This window comes from Mesorhizobium sp. M0016, assembly GCF_040324035.1.
Lineage (GTDB): Bacteria > Pseudomonadota > Alphaproteobacteria > Rhizobiales > Rhizobiaceae > Mesorhizobium.
In genome coordinates this window covers 21,730-44,871 of sequence record NZ_JAMYVM010000033.1, presented here as the reverse complement: position 1 = coordinate 44,871, position 23,142 = coordinate 21,730, and the positions used below count along the sequence as shown (strand labels likewise).

Below are 23,142 nucleotides of genomic sequence, written 5' to 3'. Positions count from 1 at the left end.
GTTAGGTGATCACGGCAGATTTCGCAACGTCGTCATCTTTTGTTCGCAGAATGGGAACGGAAGAGGTAGACGGGCATTGTTTTGCGACCCGTTAACCGGTACGTGTCAAGAAATGGTGCGGTGCACAATAATGTTTTGGGCGGAGTAGCTGAAGTGTCACTTCTGCAAATCTACTGGAGAGCGCTGGGTTATCTCGCAGCCGACAGGAAGCGCGTTGCGTTTATCTGCGGTGCGAATGTCGCGCTCGCCATTATCGCCATCCTCGAGCCGATCATGTTCGGCCGGGTAATCGACGCCATCTCCGATAAGGGTTCGGTGTTTTCGACGCTGGCGCTGTGGGCCGGTCTCGGCGCCTTTAACATCGTCGCCTTCGTGCTGGTGGCGCGCGGCGCCGACCGTTTTGCCCACAAGCGGCGCAGCGAGGTGCTGTGCCAGTCGTTCGAGCGCGTGATCACCATGCCGCTCGCCTGGCACCACCAGCGCGGCACCTCCAACGCGCTGCACACGCTGCTGCGCGCCGTCGAGACGCTGTTCAGCCTGTGGCTTGAATTCATGCGCCAGCATCTGTCGACGGCGGTTGCGCTGGCTCTGCTGATTCCGACCGCGATAAGCATGGATCTTCGCATGTCGCTGGTGCTAATGGCGCTGGGCGTTCTCTATGTCGGCATCGGCCGGCTTGTGATGAAGCGCACCAAGGCGGGCCAGGCCGCGGTCGAGCGCCACTACCATCAGGTCTTCGCGCATGTGACCGACTCGGTCAGCAATGTCGCCGTGCTGCAGAGCTACAACCGTCTCGGCCACGAGGCCGATACGCTGCGCCGCTATGTCAAGAACCTGCTCGACGCGCAGAACCCGGTGCTCGACTGGTGGGCGATGGCCAATGCGTTGCACCGCCTGTCGTCGACCATATCGATGATGGTTGTGCTTTTGATCGGCGCCTATCTGGTCACCCATGGCCAGCTCAAGATCGGCGACGTCATCGCCTTCACCGGCTTTGCCACGCTGCTGATTGCCCGCCTCGACCAGATGTCGGCTTTCGCCAACCAGATTTCGGAAGCCCGCGCCAAGCTCGAGGACTTCTATCACCTCGAGGATTCGGCCGCCGACTCCGCCGAGCCGGACGGCTTGCGCGACCTCACCAACGTCACCGGCCACGTCCGCTTCGAGAATGTCGGCTTCGAGTTTGCCAATTCGAGGCAGGGCGTCGACGACGTCTCCTTCGAAGTCCAGGCCGGGCAGACGGTTGCCATCGTCGGCCCGACCGGCGCCGGCAAGACGACGCTGATCAACCTCTTGCAGCGCGTCTTCTCGCCGTCTCATGGCCGTATCCTGATCGACGGCATCGACACCCGCACGGTGACCCGCAAGTCGCTGCGTCATTCGATCGCCACCGTCTTCCAGGATGCCGGCCTGCTCAACCGCTCGATCGAGGACAACATCCGCGTCGGTCGTGCCGAGGCGACTTATGACGAGGTTCACGCCGCCGCCAATGCGGCTGCCGCGCAGGATTTCATCCTTGCCAAGAGCGCCGGCTATGACACCGTCGTTGGCGAGCGCGGCGGCCAGCTTTCAGGCGGCGAGCGTCAGCGCATCGCCATTGCCCGCGCCGTGCTCAAGGACGCACCGATCCTGGTGCTCGACGAGGCAACGAGCGCGCTCGATGTCGAGACCGAGGACCGCGTCAAGGAAGCCATCGACGAACTGAGGCGCAACCGCACCACCTTCATCATCGCCCACCGCCTGACCACCGTCCGCGACGCCGACCTGGTCGTGTTCATGGACAAGGGCAAGGTGGTCGAGATGGGCGGCTTCGCCGAACTGTCGCTGCGCAATGGCCGTTTCGCCAGCCTGCTGCGCGCCGGCGGCCTGCTCAACGACGAGGAAGTCCGCCGCCTCAGCCGCACCGTGAATATCGAAGCGGCGTAGCTTTTTTACCTCCCCCTTGTGGGGAGGTCGGACCCGTAGGGTCCGGGTGGGGGTAGTGCCCCACCACCCCCACCCCGCTGCTTCGCAGCGACCCTCCCCACGAGGGGGAGGGTAAATAAGACTGCGACACTCCCTCGATTGCCCCGAACGCGCCGCCGGTCTATCTAGACCTTATGAGCGATACCTCCTCACGCCTCGCCGGCTGGACCGACCTCGCCAACCCCACGCGCTTTGTCGGGCTGGCCGATAGGCTGGTGCCGTGGCTGGCGTCGATCGCCGCGATCCTGCTCGCCATCGGTCTCTATATGAGCTTTGCCGCGCCTGAGGATTTCCAGCAGGGCATCACGGTGCGCATCATGTATATCCACGTGCCTTTCGCCTGGCTCGCCATGATGTGCTACACGGTGATGGCCGTCGCCGCGCTCGGCACGCTGGTCTGGCGCCATCCCTTGGCCGATGTCGCGCTGAAGTCGGCAGCCCCGATCGGCGCCACCTTCACCGCGCTTGCGCTGGTCACCGGCTCGATCTGGGGCAAGCCGATGTGGGGCACCTGGTGGGTCTGGGACGCCCGCCTGACCTCGGTCTTCATCCTGTTCCTGATGTATCTCGGCATCATCGCGCTGACGCGTGCGCTGGATGACGCCAGCCGCGCCGCCTGGGCCGCCGCCATCATCACGCTCGTCGGCTTCATCAACATCCCGATCATCAAATTCTCGGTCGACTGGTGGAACACGCTGCACCAGCCGGCCTCGGTGTTCCGGCTCGGCGGACCGACGATCGATCCCAGCCTGCTATGGCCACTGCTGGTGATGGCGCTCGGCTTCACCGTGCTGTTCTTCGCGCTGCATTTGACGGCGATGCGCACCGAAATCCGCCGCCGGCGGGTGATCGCCATGCGCAGGGTGGCGGCACGGCAGGCCGACTAGCGCGATTTTCAAAACCGAAGCCATACGCCTGCCGCCAAACATTAGCCTGTGCTGTTATGTTGCGGTGCAGCAACAAGAATTCTCAAAAGATTGTTCCCGACTTCGCTTGGCTCCTTGATCTCGTTTGCTTTCTTGACAGCTCAGCCGCGAAGCAAGAGTGATACCAGTCACTAGTTGTAGCGAGGGAATCGGCGATGAAACTGCGCTTGTTGGCTGGCGTCTCGACATTTGCATTGGCGCTTGGTTGGAGTTCGGCCTACGCCGCCGACGCGATTGTCGACGTTCCGAGGGCGGAGGATCTCTGGTACGTCACGCTCTTCGGCGGCGCCAGTTTCCCGAACCATGTGAAAACGGACTACAATGGTACTGGCTATTCAGTCGATCTTGATACCGGGTTCGTAATCGGCGGCGCTGTCGGTCGGCGCATCAACGATGTGTTTCGTGTCGAAGGCGAACTGTCCTACGCGCGCTACAAGGCAAGCGAATACAGCTACACGGGCGTCGGCAACTATCCGGCTTCCGGCAATCTGTCGGCCACCTATCTTCTCGCCAACGTCTGGGCCGATGTTGCGCATTTTGGTGATGCCAAACTCTATGTCGGCGGCGGTGTCGGCGCGGCCTATGTTACCGCCGATACTCACTTTGATGGCCACGCCTTTGGATACGGGCCTGGCGGCTGGGGTTTCGCCGGCCAAGTGGGCGCCGGTGTTACCTACGCGGTAACGCAGAATGTCGACCTCGATTTCGGTTACCGCTTTAAGGCCGTGACAAGCGTGGATCTAGACGACAATGATGGCGGCGGCACATACGAGAACGCCAAATTGTACTCCCACAATCTCCAGCTTGGCGTAACCCTGAAGTTCTGATTGGTTCGTCGCAGGCCGCGACCGGGATTTGACGGATGCCGCTCTTGCCACGCCGGCAACCCCTGGGCCTGCCGGCAATGATCCCAGCCTCGCTGCCGACCGCCGGTGAGCCGGCGGAAAAGACATTGCAGCGCGGCATCGACCTGCAACGGCGCAAGCGTTTTCGCGAGGCCGAGTTCTGCTACCAGACGGTGCTTCGCACGCAGCCCAAAAATGCCATGGCGCTGAACCTGATGGGCACGCTCGCCATCGAGGCCGAGCATCATGACGCCGCCATTGCCTATATGGAAAGGGCGGTCAAGCTCGAACCGGACAACGCCATCTTCCGCAACAATCTCGGCAATGCCTACAATGTCACCGGCAACGTCGACAAGGCGCGCAGACATCTGAGAAAGGCGATCGAGCTCGACGGAGGGCTCATCGAAGCGCTGTGCAATCTCGGCCGCTCCTACCGCAGCCAGCTCGAGGGCGACATTGCCGAAGGGTTCTATCGCCAGGCGCTGGCTATCGACGGCCAGTCGGTGATGGCACTTGCCGGTATGGGCGATTTGCTCACCGACATTGGCCGGCCGGCCGAGGCGGTCGAATGCTTCAGCAAGGCCCTTGCCATCGACCCGGGCCATGTCGAGGCGCTGGCTGGAATGGCGCTTGCGCGCCGGGCGGTCAAGGACGATCCGACGTTGCCTTTGGTGCTGAAACGCCTGGAATTGCCGACAACCACCGATCGCGAGCGGGTAGTGCTGCACCACGCCGCCGGCAAGATGCTCAATGATCAGCGCGAGTATAGCCCGGCCATCCGCCATTTCGCGAGGGCCAAGGCGATTTCCGGCAATGATTTCGACATCGACCGGCACACCCAGCTTTACGACAGCTTCATCGACACTTTCGACGCCGGCTTCTTCGAGGCGCGAGCCAATTTGGGAAATCCATCCAGACGCCCGGTCTTCATCGTCGGCATGCCACGGTCGGGAACGACGCTGACCGAGCAGATATGCGCCAGTCATCGCGATATCCATGGCGCCGGGGAGTTGTCGACCATTCGTTCACTTGCCGGCGAACTTGGGTTCGACAAGCTCGACCCAGCCATTTTCACCAAGGCCATGGCGGCGCTCACTGCAGCCAAGGCCAAGGAGCTTGGATCGAAATATCTCGACGATCTCAAAAAGCGCAACAACACGGTGCGGCTTGTCGTCGACAAGATGCCGCACAATTTCGAGCTGCTGGCCTTCATCAGCCTGATCTTGCCGAATGCCCGCATCATCCATTGCCGGCGTGACCCGATGGACAATTGCGCGTCCTGTTTCATGCATAATTTTTCCGAGGCGCACGGCTATAATGCCGATCTTACCAAGCTTGGGCAGTATTACCGGCAGTATGACCGCCTGATGCGCCATTGGACCAAGGTCATCCCGCTGAATATCCACGACATGCCCTACGAAGAAACGGTCGCCGATTTCGAAAATCGCGCCCGTGGATTGATCGGATTCCTCGGCGTCGAGTGGGACGATGCCTGCCTGCGTTTCAACGAGACCGAGCGCACCGTGCGGACGCCGAGCCGCTGGCAGGTGCGCCAGCCGATCTATTCATCCTCGGTCGAGCGCTGGAAGCTGTATGGCGACGCGCTGGATCCGCTGAAGGCGGCGCTGGGTCCGGTTTATCCGTCCTGATTTCAGTTGGCCCGAACAACCTCGCGCTCGACGCGCGCTGGCGTAGATTAGACCTGAGTTGCATCGTGCTTTGGGGCCAAATGAAAGCCGAATGCTTTCATGACCGCCAGTGTGGTTTCCAGCGTAGGATTACCGTTTTCGCTGAGCGAGGTATAAAGATGCTCGCGAGCCAAGCCGGTCTTTCTGGCAATGTTGCTCATCCCCTTGGCGCGGGCAACGACACCGAGGGCGGACGCGACGAATTTGGCGTCTCCGGTTTCCATTGCCTCTGCCAGAAACGCCTCGATTGCCGTATCGGAATCGAGCATTTCGGCAGGATCGAAATCATAGATTTTTTCAACCATTGTCGTCACTCCATTCTACGGCCAGGCGCTTTGCTGTCCGTATGTCGGTTTCTTGTGAACTTTTATCCCCGCCGCACAGGAGCAGGATGACCGTTTCACCGCGCTTGTGAAAATAAACGCGATAGCCGGGCCCATAGTGAATGCGCAATTCACTGATGCCTTCACCCACTGGGGCCACGTCGCCGGGATTTCCTACAATCAAACGTTGCAGCCGAACGGCAATTGCCGCCTTGGCTCTTCCGTCTTTCAGCTTTTGGTGCCACCTCCGAAAGGTGGCTGTCTGCTTCAGGATTGCCATGGGGACTAGTAAGTTATAAATTACAATTCGTCAATGTCGAAATAGGGCGAGCCTCCAAAACGAAAAGCCTCACCCCATCCGCCCACGCGCTTCCACCTTCAGCGTTTCCAGCACCTTGTCACCGTCGATCAGATGCACCTGGTCGAACAGGTTGGTCACGACGCAGCAATGATCAGGCACCACGCGAACGCGTTCGCCGATGCGCAGGCTCGCGCCATTCGCAAGCGTGACCGTGCCATGTTCCTCGCTCAAGCTGGTGACGCGGGCGCCGGGCATGCCGAGCAGCTCGCCAAAATCGGTGAGGCCCAGCGTGTCGCTGGACAGCGCCTTGCTGCCGCTGTCGAGGATGGCGCGGGCCGGCGTCGGATGGCTGACCACGGTGGCGAGCACCGTCAGCGCACAATCGTCGAGCGTGCCGACGCCTTTGGCGACCTGATACCGGTCGAGGTAGATGTAGGTGCCGGGGCGGTATTCGGTCACCACGCTGTCCTCGCCCGAGCGCCACATGTCAGGCGTGCCGCCGCTGGAGATGCGATCACAGGCGAGACCCGAGGCCGCGAGCGTTTGTTTGGCGCCGGCCAGCCAGGATTCAGCCTCGGCGGCGCGGCCGGCCGCGGGGTAGGTCATCAGCCCGCCGAAGGTGAGCCCCTTGGCTTGGTCGATCAACTTCGCCAGTGCCAGCGCCTCGGCGGCGCTTTGCACACCACAACGGCCCATGCCGGTATCGCATTCGACCAGGACGGGCAGGGGGTGCCCTGCATCGGTGAAGGTGGCGGCGAGCCCCTCCAGTGTTTCGCGGCTGTCGGCCGTCACTGACAGTGTCACGCGGCCATGCAGGGCCTTGAGGCGCTCCAGCTTGGCGCGGCCAAGGATGTTGTAGGGCAGGAAAATATCGGTCAGCCCGGCATCGGCCATCACTTCGGCCTCGCCGATCTTCTGGCAGGTGATGCCGACCGCGCCGGCCGCCATCTGCTTCTTCGCCCAATAAGGCAGTTTGTGCGTCTTGATGTGCGGCCTGAGTTTCAGCCCGTGGCGGTCGGCATGCGCCTGCGCTCGTGTGATGTTGGCTTCGGCGCGGGCTGCGTCGATGAGGATCGCCGGCGTGTCGAGGTCGTCTATGCCTTGCATGAAATATCACCCTGGGAAATCTGGCTGACTTATGGCCCCGATCCGCACGGATGTCATGGGGCCAGCACGCAGTTTGCGTCGACACCGCAGCGCTGTTCGGCTATGCGCTTCAGATAACTCCAGGGAACGCGACGCGAAGGGATCACGATCATGAAACGCTCCACCGTCAACGACATCATCCGCGATGCAGACGCCTTCATCCGCTCGTTCGGCTACATCATGCCGCCCTTCGCCTACTGGAGCCCGGAAGAGATGAAGGCGCGCAAGGCCGACTCCGCCGCCATTTTCACCTCGCGGCTCGGTTGGGACATCACCGATTACGGCCAGGAAAAATTCGACGAACTCGGCCTGTTCCTGTTCACCGTTCGCAACGGCGTCTATGCCGACATGAAGAAGGGCATGGGCATGCTTTACGCCGAGAAGATCATGATCTCGCGCAAGGATCAGCTGTCACCGATGCACCGCCACAACATCAAGGCCGAGGACATCATCAACCGCGGCGGCGGTAAGCTCGTGCTGGAACTGTTCATGCACGATCGCGACGGCGGCATCGATCCGAAGGCCGAAGTGACGGTGCCGGTCGACGGCACCATCCACAGGCTGCCGGCAGGCGGGCTCCTGAAGCTCGACCCGGGCCAGAGCGTGACGCTGCTGCCCGGCGTCTGGCACGCCTTCTGGGCCGAGGGCAAGGATGTGCTGATCGGCGAGGTCTCGACCGTCAATGACGACCTTACCGACAACGTCTTCCGCGAACCGATCGGCCGCTTCTCCAACATCCACGAGGACATTGCGCCGGTGCACCTGCTGGTGTCCGACTATGAAAAGTGGGTGGGGTAGGCGGCCTCGCCGCTTTTACTTCGTTTGATTGAGAAGTGCGCCCAGCCTGCGCACTTCGGCGATCAGGCGAGGCATGTCCTGCCGCGCCGCAGCCATGAAATCCTGGTCTTCGGCCGTGGCGCTGGCCATTTCGATATCGTCGCCGCGATCCGCGCCTTCGTCGGTTTGAATGAAATTCGATCTGCTCAGCAAATCCCGACCCTCGACCCATGATTTCCATGGGCCGGGCTGGGCTGCGGCAGCACGCGCGCCTCCATTTCCTGGAGTTCGAGCTCGGATGGAGAGGTGTTCATGGTGACCGATTACTCGACGCTGTTAACGACAAAGCGAAATGCACTCTCGAACAGCACGCCCGAGATCCTCTGGCGTATCTGTTGAAGACAAGATCGTGTCCAGCGGCACGGCACTCTCTCTGTTGACTTTGGCATAGGGGGTAAGTGTGAATTTGTCGTCCCTTCCCTGGTCGACCGACATCTGACGGGATTTCCGAAGGAGGGAGTTGTACGACTTGAAGCCGAACCGCGAAGCCGAGCTGTCAAGAAGAACCGTGTGTACGATGTCGTCGGGCACATCGCTGGCATAAGCACCAAGCGCGTTGAGTGTTGCTAGACCGATCTCTTTGTCGGAGACCGAAGGTAGCTCGCCAATCAAAATGACGGGACCTGCGAACTTCTCCCAGCCGTCGCGGGTGGTAGCCATCGGAATTGCAAACACACTTTTATCAACTATGTTCAGGAAGCAATGTCTCATGTATCGACTCCCATCTGAGGCACAGCTCACCGCTGATACTTATCCGCCTTGCGGTTGCCCAACAGCAGCTTGCGTTCGAGCTGTGCCCGCAGCTCGCCATAATAGGCGGTGAGGAAGGCCCTGGAATCGACCGGCTCGATCGTCATGCCGATTTTGCGCCCGATCGTCTCGGCCACCGCTTTCAGCGCGAAATAGTCGTCGCGGCGCAGCACCTCTTCCAGCTTGTGCAGTTCGGCGATGCCATAGGCATCTAGCTGCGCCTGGGTGAATCGGAAGGCGCGTGCGTTGGTATTTCGCCTTTGCGACAGGTCCTCGACCAGCGCCAGTTTCGGCGCCTCGACCACCCAGGTTCCGGCCAGCAGGTCGCCGATGCGCATGCGGTCGCGGTTGAACAGCGGGAACAGTGCAAACAGCAGCGTCCACACCAGCCCGAAGATCGTCGACAGCGTGTCGGCGAGCCCCATCTGGCTGCGGCCAAGGATGATCGACAGCGGCAGGAATATCTCGATCTCGCGCATCAGATTGCGGGCAATGACCTGATCGATCGACAGGCCGGCGCCGCTGCGCGACGCCACCCGGATGCCGAGCATCCGTTTGCCGGGCGTGGCGGCGCGGCGGCCGGCTTCGAAGACGATGAAATAGGCGTTGCGCAGGAAGAAGATCAGGATGATCCAGACGATGAACAGCGGCTGCGCGCCTTCGCCTTTGAGGCCGGCCAGCCCGAACAGCGCGACGATCGAGATCACGATCGCCGTGACGATGATGATGACAAAGTCGAGCAGGAAGGCGGCGGCGCGGGTGCCGGCATCGGCGAGCTTGATCCGGAGATCGACGCCTTCCGGCGTGACCAGCGGCCGTATTGTCGAGACGGCAGCACGCCTAGCGGTTGCCATGCCGCACCACCCTGAACACATAGAAATAGCAAAGCCACAGCGTCAGCATGACGCCGCCAATGGCATAGCGTGTCACGTCGCTGGTGATCACCTGCCTGGCGATGCCTTCGAGCAGGCCGGCGAACAAAAGCATGATCGTCACCCCGACCATGGTGGTTGCCGCCACGCGCCCGGCATCGGCTGCGGCCGTCATCCGCGTCAGTTCACCGGGGAAGGCGATACGCGTGCCGATACGCATGCCAGCGGCGCCCGCCAAGGCGATCGCGAACATCTCGGTGGTGCCGTGGATGGACAGCCATCCGCCCAGCTCGATGCCAAGCCCCTTGGCGACATAGATTTGGAACATCGCGCCGAGCAGGCAGCCATTCATCAGGATCAGGAGCACGCTCGGCACCGCGAAGGCAAAGCCGAGCGCGAAGGCCAGGATCGCCACCTGGACATTGTGCGTGAACAGATAGGCGGCGAAGCCCGACAGGAAATTGCTGTCGGCGCCGTCATAAAGCACCTGCCGCAGCACTTCCGCCGATGCATCCGGGTTGCGCCCGCCGGCCAGGCTCGGCGGAATGATGGCGTCGAACCAGCCCTTGTCCTTCGCCACCAGCCAGTAGCCGGCGCCGAGACCGACAAACGTCAGGACGACCGACAGCAAGGTCTCGCGCCACAAATCGCGAATGGCATGCGGCCAGTCATGCAGGAAGAAATCGCCGATGCGCTGCCGCAACCCTCGGCGTGCGCCATAGAGGTAGAAATAGCCGCGCAGGCACAGCGCCTCGAGATAGCCGACCAAGGCATTGTCGAGCGAGGTCGCCCGCGCCACCGAGAGCGAGGACAGCGCCGAGCGGTAGAGCAGCGGCAGCGACAGCAACTCGTCTTCCGAGAGCGTGCGCGGCGCGCGTTTCTCGACCCGGGCGAGCAGCGCCTCGAACGCCTTCCAGTCGGCCTCGCGCTCCGAACGGAAGCTCGCCAGCGACTGGCGCACGGCATCCTTGCCGACCAGCGCGTTCACAACAGATCCTCCGGCTTGAACTCGAGATAGCGCTCGACCAGCGCCGGTCCGAGCCTCTGGTGGTCGGCTTCGATGACGTGCGCGCCGAGCAGCCTGAGCCTGCCGATGACGACCTGCCTTTCGCGCAGCAGCCCGCCGGCGACGACGGAGCGCGCCACATCCTCCGGCGTGTCCGGCGGCATGTCGGCCAGTGTCTCCAGCTCGACATCCTTCATCATCATGAACAGCACCAGATGCCGTTCGGTGAGCCGGCCTACGGTGCGCAGCATCAGTTCGGCGCTGATCGGATCGACAAAATCGGTGAAGATGATCACCAGCGAGCGCCGGTCGAGCCGCGCCGCCAGCGTCGTCAGCGCCAGGGTGAAATTGGTCTCTTCGGTAGAATAGTCGATCTCCGCCGCCCGCTTCTGGATCATGGCGAAGCTGGCCGAGCCGCGCACGGCGCCGCTGGAAACGCGCGGTCGCGCGTCGAAGCCGAACAGGCTGACCATGTCGCCGCCCTTCAGCGCAATGAACGCCGACAGCAAAGCGGCGGTGACGGCGCGGTCGACCTTCGGCACGCCGTCGACGGGCTCGCACATCAAGCGGCCGCTATCGATGGCCAGCACGATGTTGTTGTTCTCCTCGATGCGGAATTCGCGCGCCAGAAGCCTGCCGTGGCGGGCGCTGCGCTTCCAGTCGATCATGCGCCGGCCCATGCCGGGCTGGTAATCCTTGAGCGCCTCGAATTCGCGGCCCTGGCCGGCTCGGCGCTGCGCATGGCCGTCGGGCAGCGCCTGTCGCTGCAAAAGCGTGATCGCCTCGTCGCGGGCGCTGCTGACGTCGGGCAGCACCGCCACCTTGCTGTCCATCGGCAGCACGACCTGGTTCCAGACCAGCCCGAACGGCCCGCGCCAGCGCACCCACAGGCGGTCGAACCTGGCCATGCCGCGCCGCAGCGCCTGGAATTTGAGGTCGAGCGATGCGCTGCCGGCCTCAGCAGTCAATGCCCCGCCGGTGCCGCCCAGCGGCTCTAGCCGCGCATTATGGCCGAGACGCGCCTGCACCGCGCGCGGACGCCCGCCAAGCCTGGCCGTGACGTGGACGGTGAACTGGCTGCCGACGCTGACCTGCGGCGGTGCATGGATGCTGGCGTTCAGAGAAGCCCGACCGCGCCCGGCGGCCGCGTCCACGGCCAGGAAAGCAAGCAGCACGCAAATCCACAAAAGACCGAGATACCACAGAGACGGCAGCGCGAGCGCGATCAGGAAGGCCGGTATTGCACCGGCCGCACATGCCCAGACTGCCCGGCCGCTCGGATAGATCAACGTGGCGCTTCCGTCTGGTCGACGAGGTCGGTGACGATCTGCTCGACCAGGCGGCCGTCGATCTGCGCCGCAGGCGACAGGATCACCCGGTGGCGCAGCGCCGGCACGGCAAGCGCCTTGACGTCGTCGGGGATGACATAGGCACGCCCGTCGAGCGCTGCCCGAGCCCGTGCAGCTCTCGCCAGCATGGCGCCCGCGCGCGGGCTGGCGCCGACCTCGAGGTCGGGGCTTTCGCGCGTGGCCCGCACCAGCCTGGCGATATAGTCGACGACATCATCGACCAGCGTAACCTCGCCGACGGTCGCCAACGCCTTTTCCAGCGTCTTGCGGTCGGCCTGGGCCTTGATGCCGTACTGCTTGATGTCGTGCGAGGCGGTGCCGCCGCCATGGTGGATGATGATCGCCTTTTCCTCTTCCGGGCCGGGGTAGCTCACCCGGTGCTTGAACAGGAAACGGTCGAGCTGGGCTTCGGGCAGGGGATAGACGCCCTGGTGCTCGATTGGGTTCTGCGTCGCGACCACCATGAAGTTCGGGCCGAGCGCATGGGTGGTGCCGTCGAAGGTGACGGCATGCTCCTGCATCGCCTCCAGCAGGGCTGCCTGGGTCTTCGGCGGCGTTCGGTTGATTTCGTCGGCGAGCAGCAGATCGCAGAAGATCGGGCCGCGCGTCAGCGTGAACTGCCCGGTCTGGAAATTGTAGATGTTGGAACCGACGATATCGCCGGGCATCAGGTCGGGCGTGAACTGGATCCGGCCATAGGCGACGCCCAGCGCGTGGGCAAAGCAGCGCGCCGTCATCGTCTTGGCCGTGCCCGGCGGCCCCTCGAGCAATATATGCCCGCCGGCGAACAATGCCGTGAGCATCAGATCGACCGTATCGTGTTGCCCGGTGATGGCCTTGGCCACCTCTTCCCTGATCTGTGTCGCCAGGGCCTTCACATCATCGACGTTCACCGAGCCTCCTTGCCGTCCAGTCGTGCAGCTTTTCGGCTGCATCATGCATTTGTGTCAGGGTCTTTGCCGCGTTCGCAGCTTGCAGGCGGGTCGTGAACCCGCCGGCTTCGTCCTTATCGCGGGAATCGAGCCAGCGGTCGAGCGCTTCGCCCTGCAAACCGTGCGGCGCGCCGAGCAGCGCGCCGGCGCGCACCCGCGCCAGGGTTCCATAGCGGTCGCCTAGTTCTTCCAGCCGGCCGGCGCGGCGCAACAGCATCGCCGTGGTGTCGACCAGCGCGCGTTTGCCGAAGGCGATGGCGCGCTGATCGGCCCGTGGCGGCCCGAACCGGCCAAGGCCATGCAGGAAGGCAAGTGCCGCCGCCGCCAGGATGGTCAGCGTCAGCGCCAGGAAGGGCGGCTCGACCAGAAGCTTGGCGAGATCGTATTTTCGCCCGACGCCATGCAGCGTCAGGTCGAACATGACAGCACCCTCTTCGGGCTGCAGGAGCTCGATCAGCTTGAGCGCCGCCGCCGCCTTGTCGGGATCTTTCAAGCCGGCGTTATTGATGAGATCGGGGTCCGTCAGAATGTAGAACCGCTCGTCTTCGACCTCGGTCAGCACGGCCTTGCCGTTGCCGGCGGCAATCAGCGGGTGTTCGTCGGCCACCCATTGCAACTGGTCGGGAACGCTGACCATTTGCCCTGAGACGTCGAGTTGCTTGACCGTGGTCTCACCTTCGCCGAGCTTGGCCTTGGCGATGCGGCCGAGCCAGTCGTTGACCACCACATCCGGCAGTCGCTGGATCTTCATCTCCCAGCCCTCGTGCTGGAACAGCGGCAAGGTCGCCCATTTGGGCAGCACGAACAGCGTATGCATGCCCTTGCGAAGCTTGATGATGTTGGCGAGCGCATCTGGGTCGCTGTCAGGCGAAATGGTGACGATCAGCAGCGCCGTGTCGATCTCAAGATCGCTGTCGGACCGCGCCATATCCGGCGGCTCGCCGGTCAGCTTCAGCCATTCCGCCAAGCCGGCATAGCCGATGCCGCTCTTCGACAGTGGGGTTGCGCCACCGACGCTCGGCTGGCGAAAGTCGGGCGCATAGGTGGACAAAAGGAAGAAGCCCGCTGCCGCGAGCAGGCTGGCGAAAATGCCCCAGAACAGCGTCCTTCGGCTGAACGGTTCCTGCTGGGCGATGTCGGCTGTCGCGTCGCTCACGTCCAGGCATCCCTGAAGACGAATCGCTCATAGGCGCTGCGCGCCTCCTGCCAGCCCTCGGGCCCGACCGGCCGGCGCGCGAACAGAGCGGCCTCGACGATGCGCGCGATCTGGGTAAAGGCGCCACGCGCCCGCGTTGGCAGCGACGCCGCTCCCGCGATATCGCGCGCGGTCAGCGACGGGCGCAGGAAGTCGGGCAGGCGGCCGGCAATGTCGGCAACGCTGCGGCGCAGCAGGAGATGCACCGCCTCGTCATACTCGCCCCGGGCGGCGAGCGCATCGGCTTCCGACAGCAGGACCTGCGCGGCGCCAACGTCGGGGTGCCATGTCGCTTCCGCCTCGGTCACGCTCTTTTTGCGCCACCAGGGCAGGCGCCAGGCGACGCCTTTCACTTCAAGGACAATCAGCAGCAGAATGATCGCGGCACCTGTGATCACCGCGCCCCAGAACAGGTAGATCATGTACGGGCCGAGCGATTTCAGGAACTCGCCCAGCGGTCTCAGCCACTCGGGTGTCTCGGGTGGTCTGTAGGCCGGCAGGTCGAACTGGATCGAATCGTCTGACAGCAACTGCTTGTGCAGTTTGGCCAGCCATTCGGCTTGCGCAGCGTCCGGCTGTGCAGCAGTCACCTTTTCGCCCCCATGCAACCTGCGGTTCGCGGGCCGACACTGGCAATACGCCAAGGCAATTGCAAGCGGCGGCAACCGCAAGTATCAATATCGGTGATTTATACTTTCTGATTTCGGGTATCCATTAGTCGGGGGGAATGTAACATGACGTCAATCGCGAGCGAGCGGCCGGAACGGTTCAGCATCGGCAGGGCTTTCAGCAATACGTTTTCGGTAATCGGACGAAGCTTCGTCCCACTTGCCGCCATCGTCGGCCTTTTTTCGACGCTGCCTGCGCTGCTGTACAACATCTGGAGCTTTAGACAGATTGCAAAGATAGCAGTACCTGGGGCGAGCTTCGAGCAATCGGCGATGGCGGGCTATGGTGCCGTTTCGATGATTGCCGGCCTGGTGCTCCTGATCTTGGCCTTTCTGGCGCAGGCGGCGCTGGTACGAGCGACAATCGAAGATTTGAACGGCAAGCGCCCGTCGATTGGCGATTGCATTCAGGTAGCCTTGCGCAGCTTCCTCCCCACGCTCGGAATTGGTATTGTGATCATCGTGGCAATGTTTCTGGTGGCGATGATATTAACGGTCATCACCATGGCCATCCCCATCGTCGGCGGTGTGATTGCACTTCTGTCGCTCATCCCCATAGCCATGTGGCTGATCAGCATATCGGTGGCTGTGCCCGTCGCAGTTCAGGAAAGGCCTGGCGTCTTCGCCTCGATTTCGCGAAGCAGGGCGCTGACGAAGGGAAGCCGCTGGCGGATATTCGCGCTGTTTCTGGTCCTCGGCATTGTTGCGATAGGGCTACAAGTGGTTTTCACCTTGCTGTTTCAGGCTGCTATTGCGAGCGGCGGGATCAGCACGACCGGACTCATTGCCGCCGCCATCGGAAGCAGCCTGCTGTCGACAATCGTTTCGGCGGTGATTTCGGTGGCGATTGCCGTCACCTATGTCGAGCTGCGCCAGGTCAAGGAAGGCACCAGCGTCGACGAACTGGCGCAGATATTCTCGTAACGAAGGTTTTGGCCCGAGAACAGCCAGTCATGTTGGCGCGATTGGCCGGTATCTAGCTCGGGCCGGAAGGGGTAATCGTGGCATCGACGGCGGCGGCGCGGCTTGAGAAGTTCCAGATCGGCAGGGTTTTCAACAACACCTTCGCCGTGATCGACCGCAATCCCGGTCTGATGATTGCTTTGGCGGCGCTTTTCCTGGTCCTCCCAGCAGTTGCGCTCAATCTGTCGAACCACTGGAATGCCGGCCCCAACGGCTACATCGCCACACCTCCACTCGGCGCGAAGTGGGTCATTATGAGCAGCTCGTTCTTATCGCTCGTTTCAAGCCTGATCTATTTCGTTTGCGCGCTGTTGTTCCAGTCCTCGCTGGTGCAAGCGACGATAGAGGACCTGAACGGCAAGCGCCCGGTGATCGGCGACTGCATCCAGATAGCCTTGCGCAGCATATTGCCGACGTTGGGGGTGGGGCTGATTGTCTTTTTGGCCATGATCCTTGGCCTCATCGTGATGGGCATCGCCGGAATGTTGGTGCCGATCTTCGGAGCGATCATTGCCTTCGTGGTGTTGCTCGTTGCCGGCATCAGGTGGCTACTCGGCATATCGGTTTCCGTGCCGGTGCTGATGCAGGAGCGGCTTGGCGTGTTTGGCGCGATGTCGCGCAGCCGTGCTCTGACCAAGGGCAGCCGCTGGCCGATGTTCGGTGTCTTGCTGATCCTGTTTTTGGCGGCGCTTGCCTTCCAGATGATGTTTGCCCTGCTGATCGGCCTGATTTTCGCTTTCTTCAGCGGCCTCTCGACGGTCGCCCTGATTTTCGGCGCTTTCGGAAGCGTCCTTATCGTGACGGTCGTGTCCACGGTGGCATCGGTGGCCATTGCGGTCGCCTATCTTGAACTGCGCCAGGTTAGGGAAGGCACCAGCGTAGATGAACTGGCGGAGATTTTCTCTTAGAAGGCGAAGCCGACTCGGCTGGTCGGGCGGCGGGATTTCAGTGACAACAGCTTGGCCCCGCCTCCGCGCTCGTCCGACACAGGCACGACGAGGTGATCGCCACATCCCGCGCGAGCTGGACATGGTCGAAGCAGCGTTTGGCCGCACGGTCTGCCTCGTCCTTGCCGTGCTCGTTCCAGGTGAGGTTGTAAAAAGGCCCGGCGGCATAGGCGATGCCCCAATGCACGAAGGCGCAATCAGGATCTGTCTCCAGCGCCTTCTCGAAGCACTTTATGCCTTCCTCATGGTTGAAGCCGTAGCACCAGTTCAGCGCGATATCGAACCAGCGCTGCGTCTCGGCCGAGGCGGTGGAGATTGGACGGCGATAGGTGCCGAGGTCGAAGTGGTCCATGCGTTCTCGTGCAAAATATCGCGGCCAAAGTGTATCAGGCCTTGAACTTAATCTTGGGGTGCTGACCTAGGTAAAGTGCGAAGCAATCTGTTCGACACGGTCCTTGTCTGGGCGCACCAAAAACCAGAAGATCAGCCCTGTAGCGCCACCGAGTATCCCTATGAAGGAGCATGCATAGAGAACTCCGCCGACTCCCAATGGAGGACTCCACTTAATGAGGCCGAAGACAAACGCTGGAACAAAAACTGCCAGAAAGCCAACGACGACGTATACCCAAAAAAACTGCCAGCGCCGTCGGGTGAGGACATAGAAGGCCGGAATTCCTACCACCGCCTCCACAACATAGAAAACAAGGGTTACGAAGATGAAGCCCGACAACGGCCCCGTCTCAGGGTGGTTCGCATGCCAATTGTAGCCGGGCAGGATCGCCGGAATAATGGGTGCAAGAATGAAAGCCCAACGGGCGCGCATGTGTATTCTCCGGAATGACGCGAGCCCACAGCGGCGCCTCGTCGACACACCAGACCGATCCACGATCGCCGCGTCAAGCCAAACACCGTCGTAAATGCTCGGAGTGCGCTGCAGGTATTTCCCTGAGCGACATACCGCTCAGGTGCCAGCCGGTGTGCGGCGTCCCCGAAGGATCACCCCTCCAGCCACACCTTCTCAAAATGCTGTTCCAGCGACTGGTGCTGTTCGCAGCCTTGCACGCCTTTGCGATAGGTGCGGTAGACCGAGCGCCAGTAGGGCTGGATGATGATGCCGGCATCGCGCAGATTCTGTTCGATCTTGGCCATGATCTCCTTGCGCTGGGCAGCATCCGGCGTTGCCAGCGCCTTGTCGAGGAGTTCGTCGAACTCTTTGTTGGCGTAAGCGCTTTCGTTCCAGGCGGCGCCCGATTTATAGGCGAGCGCCAGCACCTGGACGCCGAGCGGGCGGCCCAGCCATTCGGTGGTGGAGAAGGGGTATTTGCTCCAGTCGTTCCAGAAGGTCGCCGCCGGCAGCACGGTGCTTGATCTTCAGGCCGGCCTCGCGCATCTGCGCGGCGATCGCGTCGCCGGTGCTCTTTTGCCATTCGATGTCGACCGAGATCAGCTCGAATTCGTGGTCCGTCTTGCCGGCCTCGGCGAGCAGTTTCTTCGCCTGATCCATATCTCGCTTGGCCGGACCGATATCGGCAAACTCAGGATGCATCGGACCGACATGGTGGTTGTCGGCGGGCTTGCCGCGACCGCCGAGGCCCAGCGCCAGCACGGCGGAATTGTCGACGGCAAGCTGGGCGGCGCGGCGCACCTTGACGTCGTCATAGGGCGCGTTGCCGACATTGAAACGGGCAACGATGGTCGATCCGGTGGCGATCTCGGAATTCAGCAAGCCCATCTGCTCGGTCTGCGACACGGCGTCGGAGGCGGTCTCGTGGTCGGTGTCGATCTCGCCGGATTCGAACGCCGACAGCATCGCGTTGGGGTCGGAGCCGTAATCGACCCATTTGATGCCGTCGAGGTAGAAGTCGCCCTTCCACCAGGGCTTGTCCTTGCGCTTCACCTCCGCACTGGTCTCGGCATTCCAGCTGACCAGTTCGCAAGGGCCGGTGGTGATTGCGAGCGCCTTCATCGGATCGTCGCCGCCCTCATAGGAGCGGTGCATGATCAGCGCGGGATAGTCGGCCATCCCTGCGATCAGCGAAATGTCGGGTTTCGGCAGATTGAGCTTTACGGTGAAATCGTCGACCTTCTCGATGCCGCCATCGACCGGCTTCTTGGTGTCGGCATTGACCAGCGCGCCCATGCGCGCGGCGACCGAATTGCCGGGGACGGAAGCGTCGCACCAGCGGTTGAGATTGTGGATGACGTCATCGGCGTTGAAGACGTCGCCATTCGACCAGGCGATGCCCTTGCGCACATGCAGCGTCAGCGTCCTGGCGTCGTCGCTGGTTTCCCAGCTTTCGAGCAGCCACGGCTCGAAGGTGAAGTCGCGGTTCCAGCGCACCAGATATTCGTTGCAGTGGCGCGCCACATTGGACATCTCGACACCGTCGAAGGTGCGCGGATCCTTGAAACCCTTGACGTTCATGGCGACGCGCAAGGTGCCGCCGCGCTTCGGCTCCTCTGCCCGGGCGGGCGACGCGCTGAGGCCGCCCAATGCCAGTGCTCCGGCCGCGCTGACGCCGAAGCCGGCCATGATGGCGAGATATTCGCGCCGGTTGACGCCGCCCTTTGTGAAATCTTGGGCGACGGGTTTGGCCTGCGGGTGCAAATTGCGGTCGGTCAGCATGAATTTCATCGTCGTTCCCTCTTTTGTTGGGCGCCCCGACGGTCCGCCTCCGCTGGGGCGGATGCGATCATCGGGCGCCGTTGCCTGAGCAGGTGATGATAAAGCGGGCCGGGAAATGTTCTCTTTTCCGCAATTCTTGTGCGCCACTCCGCAGTGGGAGTGCAGACAATCTCCCCCTTGTGGGCGCGGCAATCGCATATGGATTTCGCCGCTTTGCGCTCCACGAATACCCCCACCCTTAATCCCTCCCCACAAGGGGGAGGGAGACTCGGCAGCGCTGAACTCGGCAGATTGGCCACGTTGAGCGCCGCAATATGGCGGGCGGCAGCGTTCCCTCCCCCTTGTGGGGAGGGCTAGGGTGGGGGTCCTCTTCGCAAAAATCTCATATGCGATTGCCTGCCCATGAGGGGGAGATCAGCGCTTCGCCGCCTCAATATGGCCAGTCGTTCTTGCCGAGCACGGCGACGGCGGCGATGGCTGCAAGCGTGCACACGAACGCCTCGCCGGCGCGCGGAACATTTTTGCGGGCGCGCAGAAAACTGTGCACGAGGCGGTTCTCCTCATACCACCAGGCGCGGCCGCCTGCCGCAACGATGCGGTCGCGATAGGTCTCGCCGTCCGATGACAGCGGATCGCATTGGGCCGTGATGATGACAGTCGGCGGCAGGCCGGAGAAGTCATTGTCGCTCAGCGGCGAAAAAGTCGGGTCGTCGGGCGACTGTGCCGGGGCAGCGCGAATGGTGCGGTAGAACGCGATGTCGCGCAGTGTCAACAGCGGTGCCTCGGCATGTTCGACATAGGAGCCGGCACTCTCGTCGCCGCCAAGGCCGGGATAGATCAGCACCTGGCCGACCGCCCGGCGCAGGTGGCGGCGCGAGGCGTGCGCGACCGCGGCGGCAAGGTTGCCGCCGGCGCTTTCGCCGACAAGCACGATCGGCAGGTCCGTTGTCACCGCCGCCCATTCGAACACGGTCAGCGCGTCGTCGAAGGCGGCCGGGTGCGGATGCTCCGGCGCCAACCGGTAGTCGGCCGAGACGACGTCGAAACCGGTGCCGGCGCAGATTTCGGCGCAGATGTCGTCATGGCTGTCGAGCCCGCCAAGCACAAAGCCGCCGCCATGATAGTAGAGGATGACGGCGCGCACGGGCTTGCCCGCCATCCGGTAGTAGCGGATCGGGATGGCGTGTCCCTCATCGGCGGCGATGATGCCGTCGCTGGCCGAAACCCCCTTGGGATAACCCTGATGGAAGGCGCGGCACATCGCATCATAGACCGACCTTTGCTCGGCGATCGGAAGTTCGGCGATTTCTGGCGGGAACCAGTCATTGACTAGGTCGATATGCTCCCACAGCGCCGGGTCGAGCAGGGTGGCGTATTTCCCCCGCCTGGTGGTCTTGAGCTTGTGGACCGTGCCCATCTCTCAGAGCTCGCCGTAGAGACGTTCGGCGTTTTCAAAGGTGAAGCGCAGCGGCACCGAGCCCTCGACCCGCCATGCGCTGACAGTGTCGCCCGCCATCAGCCGGCACGCGTCTATCGTGTTGGTGACGGCGCCGCCATAGAGCCGGTTGGCAAGGTTGAGGATGGCGGTCTGGTGCATGGCGGCACTGCCGCTGCCGCAGGCATCCTTGACCAGAAGCACGCGAAAGCCGGATGCGACCGCGTCCTTCACGGTGGCGTCGATACAGGCCTCGGTCCAGACGCCGGCGACGATCAGCCATTCGATGCCGCGCGCCTTGAATTCGGTTGCGGCAGGCCCGGCGCCGAAGGCGCTGGCCTGCGTCTTGACCAGCATCGTCTCGCCGGCCGCGGGCGCCACCTCATGGCAAATCTCGGTCAGCGGATCGGTCTTGTCGGAAAAGGCAGACTTGCCGTCGGCGTCGAGCGGATGGAACGGACGCGCCTTGGCGGTATCGACGACATAGGCCCAGTGATAGAGCGGCACGAAGTTGCGCCGCGCCGCCGCCTGCAGGCGCTGGACGTTGGCCAGCACCTCGCCAAAACCTTCGACCAGATAGCGCTTGTCCTGCCGATGCTCTTCCTGGAGGTCGATGAACGCCGCGGCGACCGTGCCGCGTTTGATCGAGATGGGGCTTTTCATGCGGATAGGCTTATGCCTGTCGTCGCCAACGCCGCTCGGGTCGTGTCGACGCAAACGGTGGCGATTAGCGGGTGCCTCCCCACCTTCGTCATCCACGGGCGAAGCAGGAGCGAAGCTCCGTCGCGAAGACCCGAGGATCCATTCCGTGAGGTTGGCCGTGGGGTGCGGCGGAGCAGAACTTGCACCGTTGCGGCGCGGATGAGTCCCGGCATGGATCCTAGGGTCTGCGCCGCGTCGCTGCGCTCCTTGCTTCGCCCTAGGATGACGAAGGCATAGCTGCCGCGACTATTCCCGAAGGTTTGCGATACCGCGCTGACGTTAGTGAGGGACGCTGCGATCAAACCTGCTTCTCCAGAAACTCATCCTCGTAGGGAAAGCGCGACAGAAGCTCGGTGCCGGTGTCGGTGATCAGGATCTCGTCCTCCAGCTTGACGCCCTCGCGGCCGCCTTTCTCGCCGATATAGCTTTCCACGCTCACCACCATGCCGGGCACGATAATGCCGTCGCGGCCATAGGTTTCATAGTCCATGGCGTGCGCAATGAACGGCGTCTCGCCATGCATGCCGACGCCGTGCATCACCGAGGTATAGCGCTGGTCGACGAAACGGTCCGGGATTTTCCACGCCTTTTCGGCGATTTCGCGAAACGCCATGCCCGGCCTGACGATCGAAATGTTGTGCTGAACCTGGTCGTGCGCCATGCGGTAAAGCGATTTCTGATAGTCGGTCGGCTTGCCCGGCCCGCAGCGGAAGGTGCGCGAAAAATCGGAATAATAGCCATAGCAGCCGATCGTATCGGTATCGAGCGCCAGAAGCTCGCCCGGCCGGATCTTGCGGCCGCTGGCCTCGTTGAACCACGGATTGGTGCGCTGGCCCGAGGTGAGGAGCCTCGTCTCGATGAACTCGCCGCCCTGGCGGATCACCTCGCCATACATGATGGCGAACAGCTCGTTTTCGGAAACGCCGGGTTTTATCGCCTCGCGCACGGCATAAACAGCGGCTTCCGCGCCGGCCATCGACACCTGCAGGCATTTGACCTCCTCAGGCGTCTTGACCGCGCGCACCGCCAAAATCTCGCCCTGGCAATCCTTGACCTCGCAGCCGCGCTTTTCCAGCGCCAGCGCCTGCAAATGGCTGCAGCGGTCCAACCCGAGCTTCATCGAGCCGCCGCCATGTTTCTTCAAAAGCTCGGCGATCTCGTCGGCGAAGGGGCCGGCGGTTTCGTCGTCGCGGCCCGAGACCGAAGACCATACCAGCTTGGACGGGCGCGCCTCGTCGATCGTGTCGAGCACCATCGAGACATGGTAGCTCTGCGGGTATTCGAACAGCACGATCGGCCCGTCGGTCGGGATGAAGAAATACCGCGTCGAGTTGCGCAGGAAATAGCCGAACATGTTGCGCGAGCCGGTGGCATAGCGCTGGTTGTAGGGGTCGAACAAAACGACGCCGCCATAGCCCGCCTCGCGCATCCAGCCGCGCAGTTTCGCCAGCCGCCCTTTGCGCAAGGCGTCGGCATCGATGAAGGACGGCTCGGTATCCGACAGCCACATGCCGCCGGCGGAGTCGGCCGCGACCGGGTGGCGCATGCGGTCCTTGAAATCCACATCCTCGGTGCTGTCCGGGTCGAAAACGACGATGCTCATGGGTGCGCCTCCTGAAGGGCTAGACCATAGCCATCCGCCGAAAAATGTCTGTGCGAGAATCCG

The 23,142-nt window shown here is 62.6% G+C and carries 23 protein-coding genes and 1 pseudogene; 7 read left to right on the top strand and 17 right to left on the bottom strand.

Annotated features, from left to right (window positions below; genetic code table 11):
* Positions 1-153: 153 nt before the first annotated feature.
* The 4 genes from NKJ88_RS30225 (at position 154) to NKJ88_RS30210 (ending at position 5,385) form a co-directional block, all read left to right on the top strand.
* Positions 154-1,926: a glucan ABC transporter ATP-binding protein/ permease gene (locus NKJ88_RS30225; RefSeq protein WP_023672897.1), complete on the top strand. Its 1,773-nt coding sequence runs from the start codon at positions 154-156 to the stop codon at positions 1,924-1,926.
* A gap of 173 nt (positions 1,927-2,099) precedes the next feature.
* Positions 2,100-2,852 carry a heme ABC transporter permease gene (locus NKJ88_RS30220; RefSeq protein ID WP_023682911.1) on the top strand — a complete coding sequence of 251 codons (753 nt, stop codon included), beginning with the start codon at positions 2,100-2,102 and terminating at the stop codon, positions 2,850-2,852.
* A gap of 194 nt (positions 2,853-3,046) precedes the next feature.
* Positions 3,047-3,718, top strand: coding sequence for an outer membrane protein (locus tag NKJ88_RS30215; RefSeq protein ID WP_023742739.1), 672 nt, complete (start codon positions 3,047-3,049; stop codon positions 3,716-3,718).
* Positions 3,719-3,753: 35 nt separating this feature from the next.
* Positions 3,754-5,385 carry a tetratricopeptide repeat-containing sulfotransferase family protein gene (locus tag NKJ88_RS30210; RefSeq protein ID WP_352446624.1) on the top strand — a complete coding sequence of 544 codons (1,632 nt, stop codon included), beginning with the start codon at positions 3,754-3,756 and terminating at the stop codon, positions 5,383-5,385.
* 47 nt (positions 5,386-5,432) lie between these two features.
* Here NKJ88_RS30210 and NKJ88_RS30205 read toward each other — a convergent pair whose 3' ends face one another.
* The 3 genes from NKJ88_RS30205 to NKJ88_RS30195 all read right to left on the bottom strand — a co-directional run bounded on the left by NKJ88_RS30205 (position 5,433) and on the right by NKJ88_RS30195 (position 7,155).
* Entirely contained in the window at positions 5,433-5,729 is a 297-nt protein-coding gene (locus tag NKJ88_RS30205) for an addiction module antidote protein (RefSeq protein ID WP_023672893.1), read from the bottom strand.
* Positions 5,722-6,027 carry a type II toxin-antitoxin system RelE/ParE family toxin gene (locus NKJ88_RS30200; protein WP_352446623.1) on the bottom strand — a complete coding sequence of 102 codons (306 nt, stop codon included), beginning with the start codon at positions 6,025-6,027 and terminating at the stop codon, positions 5,722-5,724. Before NKJ88_RS30200 ends, NKJ88_RS30205 begins: the two co-directional genes overlap by 8 nt.
* A gap of 69 nt (positions 6,028-6,096) precedes the next feature.
* Positions 6,097-7,155: a D-TA family PLP-dependent enzyme gene (locus NKJ88_RS30195; protein WP_352446622.1), complete on the bottom strand. Its 1,059-nt coding sequence runs from the start codon at positions 7,153-7,155 to the stop codon at positions 6,097-6,099.
* Between the two features lie 150 nt (positions 7,156-7,305).
* On the opposite strand from NKJ88_RS30195, the gene NKJ88_RS30190 reads away from it, so the two are divergent.
* On the top strand, positions 7,306-7,992 hold the full coding sequence (locus tag NKJ88_RS30190) for a D-lyxose/D-mannose family sugar isomerase (RefSeq protein ID WP_023689647.1): 687 nt from the start codon (positions 7,306-7,308) through the stop codon (positions 7,990-7,992).
* A gap of 15 nt (positions 7,993-8,007) precedes the next feature.
* On the opposite strand, the gene NKJ88_RS30185 is transcribed toward NKJ88_RS30190, so the two are convergent.
* The 8 genes from NKJ88_RS30185 to NKJ88_RS30150 all read right to left on the bottom strand — a co-directional run bounded on the left by NKJ88_RS30185 (position 8,008) and on the right by NKJ88_RS30150 (position 14,725).
* On the bottom strand, positions 8,008-8,184 hold the full coding sequence (locus NKJ88_RS30185; RefSeq protein WP_023689648.1) for a hypothetical protein: 177 nt from the start codon (positions 8,182-8,184) through the stop codon (positions 8,008-8,010).
* 123 nt (positions 8,185-8,307) lie between these two features.
* Complete coding sequence (locus tag NKJ88_RS30180) at positions 8,308-8,742, bottom strand: hypothetical protein (protein WP_155921574.1); 435 nt, start codon at positions 8,740-8,742, stop codon at positions 8,308-8,310.
* Positions 8,743-8,768: 26 nt separating this feature from the next.
* Positions 8,769-9,635, bottom strand: a complete 867-nt coding sequence (locus tag NKJ88_RS30175) for an RDD family protein (RefSeq protein WP_352446621.1) — start codon at positions 9,633-9,635, stop codon at positions 8,769-8,771.
* Positions 9,622-10,641, bottom strand: a complete 1,020-nt coding sequence (locus NKJ88_RS30170) for a stage II sporulation protein M (protein WP_352446620.1) — start codon at positions 10,639-10,641, stop codon at positions 9,622-9,624. The genes NKJ88_RS30175 and NKJ88_RS30170 overlap by 14 nt, the downstream gene beginning before the upstream one ends.
* Positions 10,638-11,948, bottom strand: a complete 1,311-nt coding sequence (locus NKJ88_RS30165; RefSeq protein ID WP_352446619.1) for a DUF58 domain-containing protein — start codon at positions 11,946-11,948, stop codon at positions 10,638-10,640. Before NKJ88_RS30165 ends, NKJ88_RS30170 begins: the two co-directional genes overlap by 4 nt.
* On the bottom strand, positions 11,945-12,901 hold the full coding sequence (locus NKJ88_RS30160) for an AAA family ATPase (protein ID WP_352446618.1): 957 nt from the start codon (positions 12,899-12,901) through the stop codon (positions 11,945-11,947). Before NKJ88_RS30160 ends, NKJ88_RS30165 begins: the two co-directional genes overlap by 4 nt.
* The gene (locus NKJ88_RS30155; protein WP_023824562.1) at positions 12,888-14,096 is read right to left on the bottom strand and encodes a hypothetical protein; all 1,209 of its coding nucleotides are present in this window, start codon (positions 14,094-14,096) and stop codon (positions 12,888-12,890) included. Before NKJ88_RS30155 ends, NKJ88_RS30160 begins: the two co-directional genes overlap by 14 nt.
* Complete coding sequence (locus tag NKJ88_RS30150; protein WP_023824563.1) at positions 14,093-14,725, bottom strand: DUF4129 domain-containing protein; 633 nt, start codon at positions 14,723-14,725, stop codon at positions 14,093-14,095. Before NKJ88_RS30150 ends, NKJ88_RS30155 begins: the two co-directional genes overlap by 4 nt.
* Before the next feature lie 144 nt (positions 14,726-14,869).
* Between NKJ88_RS30150 and NKJ88_RS30145 the strand changes: the two genes are divergently transcribed.
* A complete protein-coding gene (locus NKJ88_RS30145) occupies positions 14,870-15,727 on the top strand; it encodes a hypothetical protein (RefSeq protein WP_023824564.1) in 858 nt (285 codons plus the stop codon).
* A 77-nt stretch (positions 15,728-15,804) separates the two neighbouring features.
* Positions 15,805-16,674, top strand: coding sequence for a hypothetical protein (locus NKJ88_RS30140; protein ID WP_352446617.1), 870 nt, complete (start codon positions 15,805-15,807; stop codon positions 16,672-16,674).
* Between the two features lie 37 nt (positions 16,675-16,711).
* Here the strand turns inward: NKJ88_RS30140 and NKJ88_RS30135 are convergent, their stop codons facing one another.
* From NKJ88_RS30135 to NKJ88_RS30110, 6 genes and pseudogenes are all read right to left on the bottom strand, one after another.
* Positions 16,712-17,065, bottom strand: a complete 354-nt coding sequence (locus NKJ88_RS30135) for a hypothetical protein (protein WP_502904779.1) — start codon at positions 17,063-17,065, stop codon at positions 16,712-16,714.
* A gap of 66 nt (positions 17,066-17,131) precedes the next feature.
* Entirely contained in the window at positions 17,132-17,536 is a 405-nt protein-coding gene (locus tag NKJ88_RS30130; RefSeq protein WP_352446616.1) for a hypothetical protein, read from the bottom strand.
* A gap of 173 nt (positions 17,537-17,709) precedes the next feature.
* Positions 17,710-19,348: pseudogene (locus tag NKJ88_RS30125) on the bottom strand (ABC transporter substrate-binding protein).
* Positions 19,349-19,769: 421 nt separating this feature from the next.
* The gene (locus NKJ88_RS30120; protein ID WP_352446615.1) at positions 19,770-20,756 is read right to left on the bottom strand and encodes an alpha/beta hydrolase; all 987 of its coding nucleotides are present in this window, start codon (positions 20,754-20,756) and stop codon (positions 19,770-19,772) included.
* A 3-nt stretch (positions 20,757-20,759) separates the two neighbouring features.
* Positions 20,760-21,437 carry an isochorismatase family protein gene (locus NKJ88_RS30115; protein WP_023752033.1) on the bottom strand — a complete coding sequence of 226 codons (678 nt, stop codon included), beginning with the start codon at positions 21,435-21,437 and terminating at the stop codon, positions 20,760-20,762.
* A gap of 337 nt (positions 21,438-21,774) precedes the next feature.
* Complete coding sequence (locus NKJ88_RS30110; RefSeq protein WP_352446613.1) at positions 21,775-23,079, bottom strand: M24 family metallopeptidase; 1,305 nt, start codon at positions 23,077-23,079, stop codon at positions 21,775-21,777.
* Positions 23,080-23,142 lie beyond the last annotated feature (63 nt).